Origin of the sequence: Chryseobacterium sp. WG23 (assembly GCF_024586575.1) — a bacterium.
Lineage (GTDB): Bacteria > Bacteroidota > Bacteroidia > Flavobacteriales > Weeksellaceae > Chryseobacterium.
Map to the genome: position 1 here is coordinate 76,766 of NZ_JALCZE010000016.1, position 15,795 is coordinate 92,560.

At 35.3% G+C, this 15,795-nt stretch carries 18 protein-coding genes and 1 tRNA gene; 15 read left to right on the forward strand and 4 right to left on the reverse strand.

What is annotated here, in order from left to right; genetic code table 11:
- Positions 1-47 precede the first annotated feature (47 nt).
- From MP477_RS21215 to MP477_RS21245, 7 genes are all read left to right on the forward strand, one after another.
- Entirely contained in the window at positions 48-344 is a 297-nt protein-coding gene (locus MP477_RS21215; protein ID WP_230041080.1) for a hypothetical protein, read from the forward strand.
- Between the two features lie 14 nt (positions 345-358).
- Entirely contained in the window at positions 359-844 is a 486-nt protein-coding gene (locus MP477_RS21220; RefSeq protein ID WP_230041079.1) for a ubiquinone biosynthesis protein COQ4, read from the forward strand.
- Between the two features lie 11 nt (positions 845-855).
- Positions 856-1,149 carry a hypothetical protein gene (locus MP477_RS21225; RefSeq protein ID WP_230041078.1) on the forward strand — a complete coding sequence of 98 codons (294 nt, stop codon included), beginning with the start codon at positions 856-858 and terminating at the stop codon, positions 1,147-1,149.
- A gap of 37 nt (positions 1,150-1,186) precedes the next feature.
- Positions 1,187-2,557 (forward strand): DUF4153 domain-containing protein, encoded by a 1,371-nt coding sequence (locus MP477_RS21230; RefSeq protein WP_257192000.1) that lies wholly within the window; start codon positions 1,187-1,189, stop codon positions 2,555-2,557.
- A 7-nt stretch (positions 2,558-2,564) separates the two neighbouring features.
- Complete coding sequence (locus MP477_RS21235; RefSeq protein WP_257192001.1) at positions 2,565-3,254, forward strand: DUF1361 domain-containing protein; 690 nt, start codon at positions 2,565-2,567, stop codon at positions 3,252-3,254.
- Positions 3,255-3,333: 79 nt separating this feature from the next.
- The gene (locus MP477_RS21240; protein ID WP_257192003.1) at positions 3,334-3,855 is read left to right on the forward strand and encodes a hypothetical protein; all 522 of its coding nucleotides are present in this window, start codon (positions 3,334-3,336) and stop codon (positions 3,853-3,855) included.
- 58 nt (positions 3,856-3,913) lie between these two features.
- Positions 3,914-4,426 carry a hypothetical protein gene (locus tag MP477_RS21245; protein ID WP_230041074.1) on the forward strand — a complete coding sequence of 171 codons (513 nt, stop codon included), beginning with the start codon at positions 3,914-3,916 and terminating at the stop codon, positions 4,424-4,426.
- A gap of 57 nt (positions 4,427-4,483) precedes the next feature.
- Here MP477_RS21245 and MP477_RS21250 read toward each other — a convergent pair whose 3' ends face one another.
- The 3 genes from MP477_RS21250 to dtd form a co-directional block, all read right to left on the reverse strand.
- Complete coding sequence (locus MP477_RS21250; protein ID WP_257192004.1) at positions 4,484-6,136, reverse strand: S8 family peptidase; 1,653 nt, start codon at positions 6,134-6,136, stop codon at positions 4,484-4,486.
- 260 nt (positions 6,137-6,396) lie between these two features.
- The gene (locus tag MP477_RS21255; RefSeq protein WP_257192005.1) at positions 6,397-6,993 is read right to left on the reverse strand and encodes a hypothetical protein; all 597 of its coding nucleotides are present in this window, start codon (positions 6,991-6,993) and stop codon (positions 6,397-6,399) included.
- Between the two features lie 8 nt (positions 6,994-7,001).
- Positions 7,002-7,451 (reverse strand): D-aminoacyl-tRNA deacylase, encoded by a 450-nt coding sequence (gene dtd, locus MP477_RS21260; protein ID WP_230041071.1) that lies wholly within the window; start codon positions 7,449-7,451, stop codon positions 7,002-7,004.
- Positions 7,452-7,734: 283 nt separating this feature from the next.
- On the opposite strand from dtd, the gene MP477_RS21265 reads away from it, so the two are divergent.
- Positions 7,735-8,571, forward strand: coding sequence for a GLPGLI family protein (locus tag MP477_RS21265; protein WP_257192006.1), 837 nt, complete (start codon positions 7,735-7,737; stop codon positions 8,569-8,571).
- Positions 8,572-8,607: 36 nt separating this feature from the next.
- On the opposite strand, the gene MP477_RS21270 is transcribed toward MP477_RS21265, so the two are convergent.
- Positions 8,608-9,048, reverse strand: coding sequence for a hypothetical protein (locus MP477_RS21270; protein ID WP_230041069.1), 441 nt, complete (start codon positions 9,046-9,048; stop codon positions 8,608-8,610).
- 110 nt (positions 9,049-9,158) lie between these two features.
- Here MP477_RS21270 and greA point away from each other — a divergent pair, with 110 nt between their 5' ends.
- From greA to MP477_RS21305, 7 genes are all read left to right on the forward strand, one after another.
- Positions 9,159-9,629 (forward strand): transcription elongation factor GreA, encoded by a 471-nt coding sequence (greA, locus tag MP477_RS21275; protein ID WP_230041068.1) that lies wholly within the window; start codon positions 9,159-9,161, stop codon positions 9,627-9,629.
- A gap of 56 nt (positions 9,630-9,685) precedes the next feature.
- Positions 9,686-10,075 (forward strand): HIT family protein, encoded by a 390-nt coding sequence (locus tag MP477_RS21280; RefSeq protein ID WP_257192007.1) that lies wholly within the window; start codon positions 9,686-9,688, stop codon positions 10,073-10,075.
- A 64-nt stretch (positions 10,076-10,139) separates the two neighbouring features.
- The gene (gene clpX / locus MP477_RS21285; RefSeq protein ID WP_209804660.1) at positions 10,140-11,327 is read left to right on the forward strand and encodes an ATP-dependent Clp protease ATP-binding subunit ClpX; all 1,188 of its coding nucleotides are present in this window, start codon (positions 10,140-10,142) and stop codon (positions 11,325-11,327) included.
- A gap of 73 nt (positions 11,328-11,400) precedes the next feature.
- A complete protein-coding gene (locus MP477_RS21290) occupies positions 11,401-13,362 on the forward strand; it encodes a T9SS type A sorting domain-containing protein (protein WP_257192009.1) in 1,962 nt (653 codons plus the stop codon).
- 5 nt (positions 13,363-13,367) lie between these two features.
- A complete protein-coding gene (locus MP477_RS21295) occupies positions 13,368-13,580 on the forward strand; it encodes a signal peptidase (protein WP_257192010.1) in 213 nt (70 codons plus the stop codon).
- 61 nt (positions 13,581-13,641) lie between these two features.
- A complete protein-coding gene (locus MP477_RS21300) occupies positions 13,642-14,934 on the forward strand; it encodes a TlpA disulfide reductase family protein (RefSeq protein WP_257192011.1) in 1,293 nt (430 codons plus the stop codon).
- 44 nt (positions 14,935-14,978) lie between these two features.
- Positions 14,979-15,052 (forward strand) — tRNA-Met (locus MP477_RS21305).
- Positions 15,053-15,795 lie beyond the last annotated feature (743 nt).

The following is a 15,795-nucleotide window of genomic DNA, read 5'->3' on the forward strand; positions in this document are numbered from 1 at the left end:
TTTGTAATTCAAAGTTCTTTGCATTAAAATTTAATTTAAGATAAATAATGAAAGATCAAAACATTTTAAAACTTGGCAAAGCTGGATTCGGACTGTCTTTTCTGGCAGGAAATACCTGCCTGTTTGGATATCTGATAACGAAAAATTTTTGGTTTGCCGATTCAGGATTCTTGTTGCTGGTGTATGGAACCGTTGTCAACCTCATGATCGTATCTGGATTATTGATCTATGGAGCGATCAGAAAAGCTAAACGTACAACGTGTTTTCAATCTGTCGGCATCCTTCTGATCAATATACCGATTGCCATTATTTATACGATGATAGGAATTACCCATTTAAAATAAACAAACAACATAGTATGAAAAAAATGCGCGTTCAGTTCCTGCTTTTTGTGTATGATAAAACTCAAAAGCTATACAGGAAATATTTTAAAAAGAAAAAAAGACAGTGGCAGTTTACAGAAAAACAACTGCTGGAATTTCAGGAAGATTCCTTAGGGAGAAAACTTGGGGAATTCTATAAAAAGTACGGATTCTCAATGATCCCTAAAATGGAAAACCACGATGTTCATCACCTGATCACCGGTTGCGGAACCAATTTCGAAGATGAAATCGCCATGCAGTACCTTTTGTTGGGGAATGGAAAACTCAATGCTCATCTTTTGGCAGCAATCGTATTGGGAACATTTATTTTACCGGAATATGTGAAAATTTATATCAAAGCCTATAAGAAGGGACAGCGTATGAAAGCTTTCCATACATGGGACTTTGAAGGCCTGCTTTGGCAAAATTTTGACCATCTGAAAGATTTTATTCACCAGAAAGATCATGTTGTACTTCATTAAAAATTATTCTTATGAAAAACAGAATATTCAGTCAGCTGGGAAGGCGAACGTTCCTTATATCCTTCCTTTGCGGCACCTTTTTACTCATATCCTTTCTTTTCACAAGACTAGACTTTCTGCTTATAACAGGCTTTTATTATGTGGTAGGTGCAGCAGTCGTAAACCTGCTTATCCTTCTGTATGAATTGATAGAATATGCCAACAATGCGGCTGAAAATAAAAGTTCCGGAAACGCTGTGCTGTTATTATTAATCAATATTCCGGTTACAATAGGATATTTCTTTGTAGTCTATGAATCATTGTAGTTATTGATGACTTTTTAATCCTTAAATATTTATTATTATGAAAACACATCATTATATATTTCTTACAACTGCCTTATTTGTCTTTGTATTTTATGATCAGGACATGGGACTGAACCTCGGAATTCTGGGAACAGTATATGCCGTCTTAACTCTATTTAAAACAGCAGAAAAAAATAAAACCAGAACTTTGTATCTGCTGTTCGGAGCAAGTATTCTCTCAAGCATAGCTTTTGCATGGTATGGAGATTTTCCGTCTTTTCTGGCAGTTGTAAGTTCACTTTTACTGCTGTCCTATAAATCGAAGAACAGAACAATGAAAATACTTTTCCTCATTCCTGTCTTTATTGTGAACAGCTGTACCTCATTCTGCCGGTTTTTCAGTTTTGACGCATGGCTGCCTCAAAGAAATATTTCCGGCTTATGGCAGAAAATATTGTCTTTTATCCTAATTCCCCTCGTATTGCTCTCCGTATTTTTTGGGATTTATTCAGCAGGAAGTGATCATTTTGCCGCTCTTTTTACAGACTATGAGCTGGACATAAACCTTTGGCAGATATTCTGTCTTTCTGCGTTAGGATTTTTTATAGCCTTTAATTACTGGAATTATGCTGTGGAAAGACTGATCTATAAAAACCATCATATCCTGAATGACGAATTTCAGAAAGATTCCCAGGTCCCGAAATCTACCTATTCTTTTCTCGACCTTAATTCTGAAAGGATAAGCGGAGTGATGTCTTTACTTTTACTTAATATACTGTTGGTCTTTTTTATTATTACCTACAATTACGAACAGTTTTATGAAGTGACCAAAACTCCCGTACAGCTTTCAGAAGAAACCCATGAGAGAGTAAATGCTGTTATCATGTCCATTATCATGGCTATTTTGGTGATCATGTTTTACTTTAAAGGTGGCTTTAATTTTGATCCCAAAGCTGGTCTGATGAAAGTTTTAGCCAAAATATGGATCTTCCTGAATGCTGTTCTGGTATTGTCAGCTGCAGTGAAAAATTATGAATATATTGTCAGTTATGCCTTTACTTATAAAAGATTGGGGGTCTTTGCCTTTCTGCTTTTATCACTGATCGGGCTGGCACTTACCTATATTAAAATTCAGAAGAAAAAAAGGAATGCTTTTCTGTTCAATACTATGGTTTGGTACATCTATGGGATAATTTTGGTTTGTAGTTCTATCAACTGGGGTGGCTTTATTACTTCTCAGAATATGAAACGCAAAGACTTTGCTGTTAATTATCATTTTAACTCTGTAAATTTCAGTGAGAAAGGACTATGGAAATATGCAAAAGAAAAGAATGATATCAAGCTCAAAAAGAAGCTGGAGCAGAGGATTAAAAATGAAGAGTCAAAAACTTTTCTTTCAAAGGTCATCTATTATCAAACCATAGAATAATTTTAATATGAAACAGCTCACTGAACCTCCAAGGTTTAAAATAACCTTATTGCTCATATCCATGACTTTATTTTGTCTTAGCCTGTCTGTTTTCAGGTATTATATCAGTGAAACTAAAGTGTTTTTTTTTCTGAACTGGAATTTATTCCTTGCATGGATTCCTTTGGCTTTAAGTAGCTTTCTCGTCGCCTTTACGATTAGAAGTAAAGTTTCATTATCATTGATTATAGTAGTTTGGATCTTGTTTTTCCCCAACTCTCCCTATATTCTGACCGACCTTTTTCATTTAAAAGTAAGAAGTGCCATTCCTATATGGTATGATCTTATTGTTATCCTTTCATATGCCTGGACAGGGTTAGTTTGTGGTTTTATAAGCCTCAACGATATCGAAAAACGGCTTTCAGAGTATTGCCAGGGAACTGTGATCAACGGTATTGTTATTAGTTTCCTTTTTATGAGCAGTTTCGGAGTTTATCTGGGAAGATTTCTCAGATGGAACAGCTGGGATATTCTCAATAATCCTTTTGGATTATTCAATGATATTGTGGTAAGATTTATTTACCCTCTGGAATATACAAAAACCTGGGGTGTTACCATTTTAATGGGTGTTTTGCTCAATTTCATGTACTTCACGTTTAAGCTTGTGAAAAATAATAATGAAAGAATTGTACAGCCGGAAAATATAAACAATCTATAAGAGTTGGAACAGTTTTAGCATTTACAATGGACAATATCTAACAGAATGCTGATTGCAGACATTCTTAAAATTAATTATTATGAAAAAAAGCTTATTGTTAATACCATTGATTATTATCTCCTGTAAAAAAGAAGCCAATGTACCGGCAATATCAGATAAAGATTCTGCGGTGGTAACAGAAATGCCGGATTCTGCAGCATTGAGAAAAAAAGATTCAATCATTAACAATGCGCCTGCTACAAAAGAAGTACTCCGTAAAGGTGTAATGAGAAGTGAAAAAGACGGAAAGATCATCAGAACTGCAGATGCTTCCCAGCTTCCTTTTACATTGGGAGAAGAATTTACGAAAGAGGGTCAGGAACTGGTCTTAAAGATTACCAATTATGAGAAACCTGCTATCAAGGCAGTAATTACCACCAAACAAAAAGATTTTAATATCCGTTTTAACCAGATTAAACTTCCAAACGGAGATTATGACGGACCTTTCGGAAGAGAAATTACCCATGAAATTTCCGGGAAAGGAGAAGTGTGGCTGATTATTGGAAAAAGTAATATGGCTTCAGGAAATACAAAAGGAAACTTTACAGTAAGTATTGACTAAGGTCAACCAATTTGGTACAATTTCTGCAAACTAAACTTTAAAGTTTAAATTTAATATTATGAAAAATATAGTTCTAACCGCAATGGCTGCTTCAGCTGTACTTGTAAGCTGCGGAACCGTACAATCGCTGGTTCAGAATACCTTCCCATACACAACGAATGTTTTAGTTTCTACAGGGGTGCCAGCCGATAAAGAAGTTTCTTCTACAGCAACGGCTACCAACGTACAAACGTGGTTTGGAGGAAATAATAATGCCAGGATTAAAGATGTAAGGATTTCTGATGCCAAAGTATCTGTAATATCTCCTGCTGGAGGTAATCTAAGCGCATTCAAGTCCGTTAAGATATATGTTTCTTCTACAGGATCTAATGAAAGGCTTATTGCTTCACGTTCCAATATATCCTCCAATTCATCCAGCTTAAATTTAGATCTGAATGATACGGGATTTCTTGATGAAATAGTAAAAAGTTCAGGGCTTACCGTAAGAACAGTTTATGAGCTGAAAAATCAAACCACTTCAGACATGAACATAAAAGTAGCTCTTAATTTCAGCAGCGTTCCTGCAAAATAAGAGTATAAAAACAAATTAAAAAACGTCTTTCAAATAGTTGAAAGACGTTTTTGCTTATTATAATTTTGAAAATTTCTCTACGGCTCTTCGCTGGCCATCATTGAAGTTGATGATATACTGGCCCTGCGGAAGTTGTGAAATATTGATTTTTTCATCAGGAACAATGGAACCTTTGCTAACAGTTCGTCCATTCATATTGATAATTTCAAAATCAAGATTCTTAGTTTCTTTGCTTTGAACTGCAATATAGCTTGTTGCAGGATTAGGATAAATCTTAATTTCTAAAGGAAGCTTGCTTTTCATTTTGCCCGGAAGACTACCTTCCAATTGTAAGATGGCATTTTTTACATTAGGAAGAGGCCCTATTTTTTGGTTGGCCACTGTGCCACCTTGAGGAATTCCTGTACTGATTAAAAGGTTTTTCATCGCAGCCGGGCTTAGGTACTGGCCTGTATTCTGATAATAATAAGACTGGATCAGCGTTGCTGCGGAGGCTACTACCGGAGTAGCCGAGCTCGTTCCATTAAAATAAGTATAAGTCCTGTTATTGTCATTATCATACTTTTGATAAGAACCGTATCCTGCCGCCAGAACATTACTTCCCCAGCCCTGTACATCCACTCTGTTTCCGTAGGTGCTAAAACTTAGTTTTGAATGGGTAGTGTTGGGAGAACCTGCTCCTACAATAATGGCTCCACTATTTCCTCTTGCCAAATAAGTGGCATAGAAAGGATCATCAAGGTTTTGATTACCATTTCCTGCTGCCGCAATGATAATTATTCCGGAATCAGTAGCCGCTTTTGTAAGATCCCAGATAACGCTGTCATATTCTGCAGGACAATATTGGTTATCTTTTCCTCCTGTCTGCATTTCATATAAAATAATATCACCGGCCTGAGAAGCATTGATCGATCTGCTTACTGCCGAAGCTCTGTTGTAGCCTAAAGTAGTCCATTCCATATATCCCTTTATCTCAGAGGCGTTGTAGGCGGCTCCGGAAAGTCCGATATTGTCTTTTACAGACCCTAAAATACTTACCACCGCAGTTCCGTGATCACGGTAGTTATTGTTTGATAAACCGGAATTGGGACTGTATCCGGGCTCCAGTTGTATAGAGTTTTGGTTAGCCAGCATTTCGTGTGTTTTGTAAAAACCATATTCAACATCACGGATTCTGATATTCTGCCCCGTAATTCCCCTGGACCATGCATAAGTTGCATTGATTCCCGGATTGTCGGTCAGATAAGTCTGCAGACTTTCTAAATTAGGGGTGATTGCAAATGTAGTAATGGATGGCGGTTCAATAGGCTCACTGCTCATGACCGATACATATTCTATTTCAGGAAACCTTTCAAGTGTCTGAATAAGTTTTTTAGCCATATCTTCATTTTGAACCGGGACATCGGCTTTAAAAATCCTTTTCAGTTTTTCCACAGACTCCCCGGAAAAACCGTTCATTCTGCTGTTTTTTGCCATTTCATCCAGTTTGGCATCACTGAAGCCAAGATCATAAGTAAATGAAATTTTATTTTCACTGATGAATTTTTCCAAATCCGGATTTTGATCGAATGCCGCTTTCTCTGAGGTGATACCTTTTGAAAAACATACATAAATATTTGAATTAAGATCAGTATTCCGGCCTGAAGAATGCTGACCGAAAGACAGAGAGCAGAAGAGCAGTAATGCTAAAAGATTAATTTTTGTTTTCATAAAATAATTGTTAAATGGTTGTGAATTAAGTTTGTTTGTAGTAAAAATAGTAATAAAATCAAAACAAAATCACAATATTGTGAATTTATTTAAAGAGAGAGATTCCTTTTAAACAGACGGTTAGGTTCTTTGGGCTGTAATAAAGTATTTAGCCGGACTTATTAAATCATATAATAAAAAAATACCTTCCAGTGTCACTGAAAGGTGTTTTTTAGATTGGTGAATCAAAGCAAAATACTCAGATTCCAGATATAATGTGATCAGTTATAAAACTCATTATCTTCTTGGTTTTTATGATAAAAGACATGCTTTTTATCCATAATCTGATACTCAATTCCAATACTGTCTTTATTGCTGCTGATTAATTTTGCCTGTTGAATCTGAGGATCTTTTTGACCGGGTTCACGTTTGAGAGGGTTTTGAATAACATGTTCTACAATTTCTAAATACGGGGTTTTGTAGATTTTTTTTTCAAGGATACCTTCTTTTTGGTAAATATAAATTTGGGGTTTGCTTAAGGCCCCGGGCCTTGTTCTCTCAATTCTGTAGCTATCATTAAGTTCCACCTGCTGATAATCATCGATTGTTGAAAAATAATAGATGATCCCAAAGAAAGGAATCATCATAGGAAGTATGCTTAAAATAATGACAGAAACGAGCAATGTAAAGTAAGCTTTTGCTGCTTTTCTCTTCCAAAATCTGATGATCATAAATACAGTCATCGCAAGCCAGGCCCAGTTAATCACTTTATCAGTATAATAACCAGCGAAACTATATTGCTTCCAGCCTAAAATGATTTCAATAACAAATAAAACAGTAATGGCCACGTAAATAATAGGCAGGTGTTTACTTTTCATCAAGGTCATTAGTTTTTTGTGATTGAATCCATAACAATAGTAACAGGACCATCGTTGATCAGAGAAACTTTCATATCAGCACCAAAGATTCCGCTTTCCATTTTTAATCCTGATTTTGCTATTTCTTCTTTAAAATAATCAAATAAAGGAATAGCTTTATCTGGTTTTGCAGCTTTGATAAAAGAAGGACGGTTTCCTTTTTTATAATCTGCAATCAATGTAAACTGGCTGATGCAGAGGAGTTCTCCTGAAATATCTTTTACAGAAAGATTAAGTTTGTCTTCTTCATCACCAAAAATCCTGAGATGTAAGATTTTCTGTACAAGCCAGTCGGCGTCTTTTTTTTCATCATTTTCATCAATGCCTACCAAAAGCATTAATCCTTTCCCGATTTCTCCAACGGTTTTCTCATCTACTTTTACACGGGCTTCAGAAACTCTTTGTATAACGATCTTCATTTTAATTATAATTGTGCTTTAAAAAAAGTAGGAAAGAAACATTCCTGATCTTAATCACGAGAGTAGATGTCAGTATGTGAGAACCTGCCCTCTTTCTTTTTTTATATTATCTGTAAAAATACTGGATTTTATTCATATCATTGCCTTTCATACTCAATTTAAGGAATACATCTTACTACGGAAAAGCAAGAGGTGACTCAAAGAAAGTATTATCAGGTCGTATTTCTGTGAGATTAAAAAATTATTGACCAGGGTGAAATTTTTTTAAACATTTTAATTATTTATGAAAAAGATTGTTGCATTAGTATTATTCGTTAATCAATGCTGGCTGCATGCCCAGAATGACAGGTTTATTTATGCAGTCGACTACAAAAAAGACTCAACATCTCAGGATATGACCAGAGAGAATTATATTTTAGATATTACCAAAGAAGACCTTACGTATTATAACCGCATTGATTATATTAATGATTCTGTATTCGCAAGTACCGGAAAAGATGGTTTTAAAGGATTTAAACTGACTTCATTTTTTACTAAAAAACTCAATAATCCTTTGTATGAAAATTATGAATACATAGGAGACGTTAATTTTTATAAAATAGAAGAGGCTGTTACCCTTGATTGGAAAATTACCGATCATACAAAACGTATCAATGAGTTAAAGGTACAACAGGCAGAAACGAACTTTGGTGGAAGAAAATGGATTGCCTGGTTTACTCCGGAAATCCCATTGTCCTATGGACCTTATAAATTTAACGGGTTACCAGGGCTGATTATAGAAATATACGATACCCGTAAAAATTATTTTTTTCAACTGATTAAAAGTGAGAAAATTGCGGATAATTACCAAAGCCATACCTTGAAAACACGCAAGACTAACGCGATAAAAACAAATTATAAAAAACTGGATCACTTAAAATTAGAATTATATAAGGACCCTTTTAAATATGTTTTTAACGGAAAACTGAGTATTCCGGAAGGAAAAAAGCTGTTACTGGATGATGGAACGATCTTAAGCAAAGAAGAATTAAAACCTGCCGAGAAAAGAGAAAGAGAAAAGATAAGGTCTTTTAATAATCCGATAGAACTGGATAAAGCCGTTAAATATCCTAACCATTAAATATAACCCGCAATACAATGATTGCGGGTTTGATGATTAATAGTTATAAACCCTAATGGTATTGGTTCCGGGATTAACTTCACAGAAATAGCTTTTAAGAGGTAAAGGAGCAACATCGGTGGGCCCGCCATTTAAAATATTCCATTTTGCATTGTCTTTCGGACAAATCACCAAAGGGTATTCTACCTTCAGGGTTGTATTTTCACCGGGACAAATATGAGGAGCATTTCTATCGTAGGCTTTATAGCCATTGCTTACCTTCACTACTATTAATCCGCGGGTCCCGGCGCCGGCTATATCTACGTAGGTCCATTGTTTGGTAAGAAGGTCATTATAGTGGTTAGGCAGTAAGGTAACATCAATTGGAACTGTTGGAAAACAACTTACGGTATCTTGGGTGCTTCCGCATGAGTTTATAGATAAATTACTGAAAATCAATAAGGTGAAAATAGATATTATTGAGAAAGTTTTTTTCATTTCAATTTAAATTTTTATATATTTGTAAAAGTTAAACGATTATAACACGTAAAACATTGTCCGGCAAATGTCGGATTATTTTTTTATACTAAAACTAAATTTCGAAAATTATGGCAAGCTATGTAACCAAGGAGGGACTAGGGAAAATGAAAGCTGAGCTGGAACAGTTGGAAACTGTGGAAAGACCAAAAATTACTCAGCAGATCGCAGAAGCAAGAGATAAAGGAGATTTGTCTGAAAATGCTGAATATGATGCGGCTAAAGAAGCGCAGGGAATGCTTGAAATGAGAATTTCAAAGCTGAAAGATGCTGTAGCAAGTTCTAAAATTATAGACGAAAGTCAACTAGATACATCAAAAGTTTCCATTTTAACAACAGTGAAGCTTAAGAACAACGCTACAAACCAGGAACAGGTATTTAAATTAGTGCCTGATAATGAAAGCGATCTTAAAACAGGGAAAATTTCTGTAAACACACCTATTGCAAAAGGTCTGTTAGGAAAAGTGATTGGCGAAACGGCAGAAATTACTTTACCAAACGGAAACAAACTGTCTTTTGAAGTATTAGACATTTCTCTATAGTCTGATATAAAATTTCTATTTCTAACTTCTCATATATAACGCTAACTTCATACAAAATGAGCACTATCTTCACAAAAATCATCAACGGCGAAATTCCCTCTTATAAAATTGCTGAGGATGAAAACTTTATAGCATTCTTAGACGCAATGCCTTTGGTGAAAGGACATACTTTAGTAGTTCCGAAAAAAGAAGTGGACTTAATTTTTGATCTTGAAAGTGAAGAATACAAAAACCTATGGGGATTTACCCAGGAGGTAGCCAAGAAGATCAAAACTGCAGTTCCATGTGTAAGAGTAGGAGTAGCGGTAGTAGGACTTGAAGTACCTCACGCCCACATCCATCTCATCCCTTTGAATAAGATGGAAGATATGAACTTTAGAAATGAGAGATTAAAATTAACGAACGAAGAATATACAGAGATTCAAAACTCAATTATTAATTCTTAAAAACATAAATCGTAAAAAAGAAATTTTTTACGATTTTCTTTAACATATACATTATATATATATTATGAATTCAAACCAGTGTTCTTTCTGCGGTAGAAAAAGAAATGAAGTACAGATGCTGATTTCTGGGCAGAACGGTTTTATTTGTGAAAATTGTATAGAGCAGGCACACACTATCGTAAAAGACGGTGCTTCCAAAACAGAATATTCACCTGCGGATAATATGGAGGAGCTTAAAAAGCCAAAAGAAATCAAAGTATTTCTTGATCAGTATGTAATTGGACAGGATCAGGCAAAAAAACAACTTTCCATTGCGGTATACAACCATTATAAAAGACTCCTTCATGCTAAGGATGAAAACAGAGAAGTAGAGCTTGAGAAGTCCAATATTATTATGATAGGGGAGACAGGTACAGGGAAAACACTTCTTGCAAAAACTATTGCGAGAGAACTTAATGTTCCGTTTTGTATCGTAGATGCTACCATTCTTACAGAAGCGGGATATGTAGGGGAAGATGTTGAAAGTATCTTATCAAGACTGCTGATGGTAGCAGATTATGATGTGGAAAAAGCAGAAAAAGGAATTGTATTTATCGACGAGATTGATAAAATTGCAAGAAAATCAGATAACCCCAGTATCACAAGAGATGTTTCCGGAGAAGGAGTACAGCAGGGATTGCTGAAGCTGCTGGAGGGAAGTATTGTAAATGTTCCGCCACAGGGAGGAAGAAAGCATCCTGACCAGAAATATATTCAGGTAAATACCCAGAATATCTTGTTTATTGCCGGAGGAGCTTTTGACGGGATCAAGGAGATTATCGAAAGAAGAATGAACAAGCAAGCCATAGGCTTCAGCTCTGAAAAAATCAATAAAGTAGATGAAGATGAGTATGTATTAACAAATATTAATGCTGTCGATCTTCGTTCTTTCGGATTAATTCCCGAACTTTTAGGAAGATTTCCAATCATCACTTACCTTGATAAACTCACAAAAGAAACGTTGGTAAGAATCATGAATGAGCCTAAAAATTCAATTGTGAATCAATTTGTGGAGCTTTTTAAGATGGATGGCACGGATTTGGTTTTCACAGAAAGCGCAATTGAAAAAATTGTAGAAGAAACCATGGAAAAAGGGTTGGGAGCAAGAGGGCTTCGAGGAACAACCGAAAAGGTTTTGGAGGACTATATGTTCTCAATCGGAGAAGAGAAAAATATTGTGTTAACAGGAGATAATATTTTGATTAATAGATAAAATGTTTTTTTTTTAAAGAAAAAAAATATACCTTTGCGGGTGAGATTGTATTAACACACAAATTATTTATACAATGAGAAAAAGTTTATTTGCTATAGGTCTTTTAGCCGTTAGCTATTCTGTTCAGGCGCAGAATGTTTTATGTCACGTAGACACTAACGCTAATATGTATGTGAGCGAAGGCACCCTAGTATATAGCGGTGGTGGTGTACAAACCAGAGGTAATGGCCTTTTGGATGTACACGGGAATATTATGGTTGTAGGAGCAACCGGAGATGCTTTTAAAACAATTGATGCTGCAGGTGCAGCTAAAACCGATGGTGGAAATATTGTTTTAAGAATGAACACTCCAGCTTCCTTTGCAACTTCTACTTATGGACAACTGTACATTGATGGACTATCCCAATCCAATATTACAGGTGTTGTAAGTAAAGAGTATAGAACAACAAACCATGGAGGTTCTACTACTGCGAGTTATTATCAACAAATAGCGTTGCCTTTCTACGGTAAAGCGTTGAATACATTATCTACTGAACTTGGTAAAACCTTTAATACAGCAAGATACGGTAATCCAATTTTGAAATGGGATAATACTGCAGCTGTATCTAATCACTTCACCAACTTAGCTACCACTACCACTGATGGTCCTGGATACTATATGTTGAAAGTGACCAACAATGACTGGAGCGCAAGTGCCCCGGCAACAGGGAATGTGTACACCATTAACGGAGTACCGTATGCTCAGTTTGCTGGTACTACAACGCTTCAAAATGCAGGAAATGTGAACTTCGGAATAAACGGAAGTACAAACAATGCATATAATGAGAAGTACAATACTTATCTGGACGACTCATTTGAATATACTATTGCTCCATGGGCTGGAACATATGGGAAAAATTTCTACCAATTCGGAAATCCATTCTTAACGAACATTGACTTATCTAAAATAGGATATACCGAGAGCCCTACGGGTTCTGACGGGAATGCTGTGACAAACATCTGGGGTGTTGAATACAATCCAGGTACGGTTCATACTCTTTCTACTGGCTCTACCTATTCTACCGATTCAAGAGTAGTTACCTTCTTCCCTACAGGGGATGGTGTAGCTCCGGCAATTGGAGATGTAGATTTAGTGGTCATCAAACCTATGCAGTCATTTAAAATAAAGTTGAGAAACAACAATGTTCAGACTTTAAATTTTAATACATTAAGGAGATTTAAGGAAACGGCAAGAGCAGCGGGTACTGATTATACTGTAACAGCAGCAAGACATGCTAACGACAGAGGAACTATCAAACAACTTGGAGTTATTGGTCTTGATGCCAATCAAAAAGAAATTGCAAGAACTTATTATGTAGTTTCTCCGGAATTTACAACAGGTCATCAGGTTTCTGTAGCAACTACAGTACAGGCTTCAGCCGGTAAGAACATCATCGGTACTTTTGAAGAATCAATAAATGGAGGGTATGATAATAACAATACGAATTATTGGTTATATATCAATGAAGCTAATGAAGACACTTTTAAAGGTAAAAATGTTAAGTTAGTAAACTATTATCAGGATAAAGTTAAGTTTTATAAATTTGAGGTGAGAGAAAATGCAGAATTAATTCCTGCAGGAGTGCACCAGTTATCTTCAGGTATCGGTTTCTACTATAAAGCAGAAAACGGAAGTATACTACAGGCTAAACAGGGAGATATTGTTCCTGTTACCAATGAAGAAGCAAATTTATATTATGGACAGCCTAATGATGCTACTTTAGCTATTAAAGATAAGAAAACAACGGCATCACCATCAAGAACGTTGGTGGTATACGATCCGTCAATTACAAATTATATTGTTAGATTTGATCCAAACTGGAAAAAAGCAGATATTGAAGTTTATGATATGAGCGGTAAACTGGTAATCTCTAAAAAAGCGGTTGATGCATCTAGGGATTTTGTAATCGAGCTTAATAACTCTATTAAAAATTCTTATATAGTAAAAATTGTCTCTGACAAGGGTGAAACTGTTAACACAAAAATCTTAAAATAATCAATATGAAAACTATTAGTAAACTAGCATCCGCTTTTTTTCTCTTCACCATATTGTTGGTGAACGCTGCTCCCCCGATACCAGGAGGAGGAGGAAATGGAGGAAATGGTACAGGAGCACCATCCTCACCAATTGATATGTATGTATTTGTACTTTCTGCTATTGCAATTACATTTATTGTATTCTTTACAAAAAAGTACAAAAATCAAAAAGCATAAAATTTTATTAAAATAATATTAAACTCTCTGATTAGTCAGAGAGTTTTTTTATTTTTACTATATGAAAAAGATTTATATATTATCTGCGGTTTTAGCCGCATTTTCTCTGCAGGCACAATTTACTGTTACAGTGCAGACACCGGCAGATTTTAAAGATCAGGATGCTATTCTATATACATTAAACGGTTCAAAGGATATTATTGTTACCAAAGAACAAAGTAAGAGTAATACATGGACTTTTAAATATCCCAGTAACTATATGGGAATGATGAAAGTTTACTTCCCCAGTAGTAATAATACAATCAATTTTATTTCTGAAAATAAAAATGTCAATGTAAAACTGGATATCCAAAATAATAAAATCAAAGATGTTTTCTATCTGGACGAAGCGAATGAGCTGATGAGCAAACAACAGGAAGGTTCACAAAAAAAAGAGCTTATTCTTCCTGCTTTAGCTCAGATTAAAGAATATTATAAAGATAATACGGAGTTTGGAAAAGCTTTAAATGCCGAGATTGGCAGACTTTCCGGTACTTCATCTTCTATTGATGCAGCAAACCATCCGTTTATTTCTTATTACAACAGCAATTATAGTAAGTTCCTGTCCAATTCATCTGATCCTGCTAAAAAGGTTAATCCTGATGATATTATCAATTTCCTGGATAAATCGAATGATATGCTTGAAAGTTCATCTTTGCTGAGACCTGTACTGGTTGCCTATCTGAATTCAGGCGGTAATACCAATGTAGGAGGATCTGTAGATAAGCTTTTAGACCGCTTAAAGGTAGAAACTCCAAGAGGACAGACTGTTTTGTCGGAATTGATAGATATCTTTGATGTATACCAGATGGACGAGTTTAAGGATAAATATCTGGGCCTTGCCAAGAACCTTAAATGTACCATTAATGACAGGCTGGCTTCTACACTGAAATCTAATGCTAATGTTCAAATAGGAGCTGCTTTCCCTAATTATAAATTCCAGGCACCGGCTAACACCAATGCTAAGTCACTTTATGATGTAAAAGCAGATAAAAAAGTGATTATCTTCTGGTCATCCACATGTTCTCACTGTGAAAGTGAACTTCCGAAGCTGTTGGAAAAATACAATGAGCTTAAAGCAAAAAATATTCAGGTTGTTGCCCTATCTTTAGATGTTGATAAGAATTCTTATGCTACCAAGATTGCTGCTTTTCCTTGGATCAACGATACGGAATTGAGAGGATGGAACAGTACGTATGTAGATACTTACAATATTCATGCAACACCAACGTATTTTATTTTAGATGCTAACAATAAGATAATCAACAAACCAGACCATGTTGGCGATGTTTTAGAGTATTTTAAGCTAAAATAATTTTGGAGGTAAAGAAATATTTTCTATATTTGCACCACCAAAAAGGCGAGGTAGCTCAGTCGGTTAGAGCGCAGGATTCATAACCCTGAGGTCACGGGTTCAATTCCCGTCTTCGCTACAATAAACGGAAAAGTAATCATTACTTTTCCGTTTTTCTTTTATATATACTTTATTCTTTTTTTTCTCAGTATTCGGGATCAGATACAAAAGTTGGGGCTAGGCAAAAAGTTGGCCAGGTGCAAAAGCTGAAGTAATATAAACTTACATCAATGCACGTTCTCTTTGATGCAAAGTTCTATTTTAGTATGCTTGATTTTAAATGAGCCAAGAATGAATCGATTAGAATCGATTTTGATGAAACTAACTTTTTATATCACTTATTCGGCGACAAAGTCACTTTTCTTTGCTTTCTTACAATAGTACATCCGAATTACTATTCTCTTGCGTAAATAAAATGTTATTTCCACCCTATTTTCAAATCAAAATATAAAAACCACATATTTTATTCAATGCAGCATGAGTTTCTGAATGTTATCCCAACAAGAGGTTTTTGCTTAATCCAAAGTTTATAACCTGATCCAAATGTTGCTTACCATATGTATAGTCTTTACATTTTTTAAAGGCATAAAACTTACAGCAAAATCCGATTCACTTATTGAGTACGTATCATTTGACTGAGTTCTTTACCATACAACTTTCAAAAATATTATCACTGTAAATTTCGGCTGCTAATCTCAATAATTCCAAACATTTTTTTCAGTTTACTTAAAATGGTAAACTGACTGATTTTTTTTAGGGTTTCGTATTTTTCACGGATTGGAGAAAATGGGTAGAAATACGTAATCTATTCCCACAGATAAT

Coding starts and splice junctions, on each gene's coding strand:
- MP477_RS21265 (WP_257192006.1), top strand. CDS start 7,735: ATGAAAAAGATTGTTGCATTAGTATTATTCGTTAATCAATGCTGGCTG.
- MP477_RS21220 (WP_230041079.1), top strand. CDS start 359: ATGAAAAAAATGCGCGTTCAGTTCCTGCTTTTTGTGTATGATAAAACT.
- MP477_RS21255 (WP_257192005.1), bottom strand. CDS start 6,993: ATGAAAAGTAAACACCTGCCTATTATTTACGTGGCCATTACTGTTTTA.
- MP477_RS21235 (WP_257192001.1), top strand. CDS start 2,565: ATGAAACAGCTCACTGAACCTCCAAGGTTTAAAATAACCTTATTGCTC.
- MP477_RS21295 (WP_257192010.1), top strand. CDS start 13,368: ATGAAAACTATTAGTAAACTAGCATCCGCTTTTTTTCTCTTCACCATA.
- MP477_RS21250 (WP_257192004.1), bottom strand. CDS start 6,136: ATGAAAACAAAAATTAATCTTTTAGCATTACTGCTCTTCTGCTCTCTG.
- dtd (WP_230041071.1), bottom strand. CDS start 7,451: ATGAAGATCGTTATACAAAGAGTTTCTGAAGCCCGTGTAAAAGTAGAT.
- MP477_RS21270 (WP_230041069.1), bottom strand. CDS start 9,048: ATGAAAAAAACTTTCTCAATAATATCTATTTTCACCTTATTGATTTTC.
- MP477_RS21230 (WP_257192000.1), top strand. CDS start 1,187: ATGAAAACACATCATTATATATTTCTTACAACTGCCTTATTTGTCTTT.
- MP477_RS21290 (WP_257192009.1), top strand. CDS start 11,401: ATGAGAAAAAGTTTATTTGCTATAGGTCTTTTAGCCGTTAGCTATTCT.
- MP477_RS21225 (WP_230041078.1), top strand. CDS start 856: ATGAAAAACAGAATATTCAGTCAGCTGGGAAGGCGAACGTTCCTTATA.
- clpX (WP_209804660.1), top strand. CDS start 10,140: ATGAATTCAAACCAGTGTTCTTTCTGCGGTAGAAAAAGAAATGAAGTA.
- MP477_RS21300 (WP_257192011.1), top strand. CDS start 13,642: ATGAAAAAGATTTATATATTATCTGCGGTTTTAGCCGCATTTTCTCTG.
- MP477_RS21240 (WP_257192003.1), top strand. CDS start 3,334: ATGAAAAAAAGCTTATTGTTAATACCATTGATTATTATCTCCTGTAAA.
- MP477_RS21280 (WP_257192007.1), top strand. CDS start 9,686: ATGAGCACTATCTTCACAAAAATCATCAACGGCGAAATTCCCTCTTAT.
- greA (WP_230041068.1), top strand. CDS start 9,159: ATGGCAAGCTATGTAACCAAGGAGGGACTAGGGAAAATGAAAGCTGAG.
- MP477_RS21245 (WP_230041074.1), top strand. CDS start 3,914: ATGAAAAATATAGTTCTAACCGCAATGGCTGCTTCAGCTGTACTTGTA.
- MP477_RS21215 (WP_230041080.1), top strand. CDS start 48: ATGAAAGATCAAAACATTTTAAAACTTGGCAAAGCTGGATTCGGACTG.